This window comes from Rubricoccus marinus, assembly GCF_002257665.1.
Classification (GTDB): domain Bacteria; phylum Bacteroidota; class Rhodothermia; order Rhodothermales; family Rubricoccaceae; genus Rubricoccus; species Rubricoccus marinus.
Window position 1 is genome coordinate 1 of sequence record NZ_MQWB01000012.1, and the last position, 1,722, is coordinate 1,722.

The window sequence follows — 1,722 nt, forward strand, 5'->3', positions numbered from 1 at the left end:
CCCCACCCCTGACCCGATCCAGGCCTCCGCCGAGGCCTACGTCGACATGTTCTTGAGCTAAGCCCATGGCCGCCCCCCCCCTCACCCTCATCGGCCACCTCGCCCGGGCCTCCTCCCTGGACGACGCCGACTCGATCGGCTTCACCCTCAACCTGTCCGCGGCCTTCGACGCAGGCTCCACAGACCCCACCCGGGAGGACTCGGAGACCTACCTCCGTCCCTGGACCTGGGGCGCGATCGACGAGACAGATGGGCGACGGACGATCCGGCTCCGTGTCACGGTGATCAACAATCAAAACCCCACCAATCCAGACCCGCGCCCCGACCTCTTGGACGTCATCGCAGAGGCCCCCCGCGTAGGTGACGATGCCCGTGAGGCATGGCGCGGGTACCTCGAGGAGCGATTTACAGCTGCCACGACCCGCGTGGACCGGAGTACTAGCCCCCCGACTCGTACATTTCAGCCCAAGTCCGTCCAACTCGACCTAGCGAACGGGCCGCATGAGTACGAATACGAGGGTACCGACGAGGCCGGCGAAGGCTCCCCCGGCGCGATCGAAACCCGGTTCTGGCACGCCGAGCTCCTCGACCTCTCCCGTTCCCCCGCCCCCCTCTCCCACGACGCCGGCCTCAGCTGGCGGTTTCGGGTCCCCACGTCCGCCTTGGAACCGGGCGACCAGCTCTCAATCGCCGCCGCCCCCGTCCTCTCGTTCCCCACTTCGGCTCCTCCCGCGCCAGAGGCTCGGGCACCGGCCACGTCCGGAATCTCTTTCCCTTCTGAGGATAGGGTCGCGTGGCCCTACGACGCCCCCTCGGTGGCGACGGAGCCGACGGTCACCCTCGAGTCGAACCACGTGCGCGTCGACGCGCACGGCGAGGAGCGATGGGTCGCCCTCACCGGCGCCTCCTTCCTCGACGAGGATTGGATGGCCGACCTCGAGCTCCGCGCCGCCGAGCTCTTCGACCTAGCGGGCCTCCTCGTCCGCTACCTCTCCGACCTGGGCAATGAGAGCCGCCCCGATGCTGCGAAGGCCCTGGCCCCTCTCATCCGTGCCTCTCTCCGGGACCTCGCCCAGACCGGGGCCACCCGCGGCCAGCTCGTCTACCCCGGCGCGCCCTCGTCGGACGCGCACCGGACGCTCGCCACCGACCAGGGCCTCGCGGCCGACCTCTTCCGTGCCGTAGCCCCCGAGTCCAGAGCGGCCTTCTCGAAGAGCGCGCGCCACCTGCTCGAGGGATTGGAAGCGTGGGAGGAGACAGGCGGCCCCAGCGGCGCATTAGAGGGCTGGTGGACCGGGGTCTGTGCCCGAGCCCTAGGGATCGCCCCCCGCGTGCTCACCAAGCCGCCGGACGACCATGAGTCTCTGGGGTGGAAAGGTTCCTACGAGGAGGCCCTCGCCCTCCACGCGCACGTTCGCGACGACGTGAGGGCGCGTGAACTCCTCCTCGAGCAGTGGACGCTCGCCCTCGGTTCATCCCTCCCAGCTACGGTGCGCGACACGATCGCCACCGACGTGCTCCCGAACGTCGACGTGCCCCGGGCCCTCGGACTCATGCACCTCGGCCCTGCGTGGGACACCATCGCGGCCGCATACGGCGCGGTCCCCGCCACCTCGGCTGGCGGCGTGCCAGAAGGGGTGGCCGCTGCCTACGAGACTGAGATCAAGGCGTACGCCCGCCGCCGGGCCGAGCTCGTTCCCGACCCTCCCGCCCCCGACCCGA

The 1,722-nt window shown here is 70.2% G+C and carries 1 protein-coding gene; it reads left to right on the forward strand.

Features of this window, described 5'->3' with window-relative positions:
- Positions 1 to 65: 65 nt before the first annotated feature.
- A partial coding sequence (locus BSZ36_RS18070; protein WP_143536998.1) for a hypothetical protein occupies positions 66 to 1,722 on the forward strand: 1,657 nt, incomplete at its 3' end.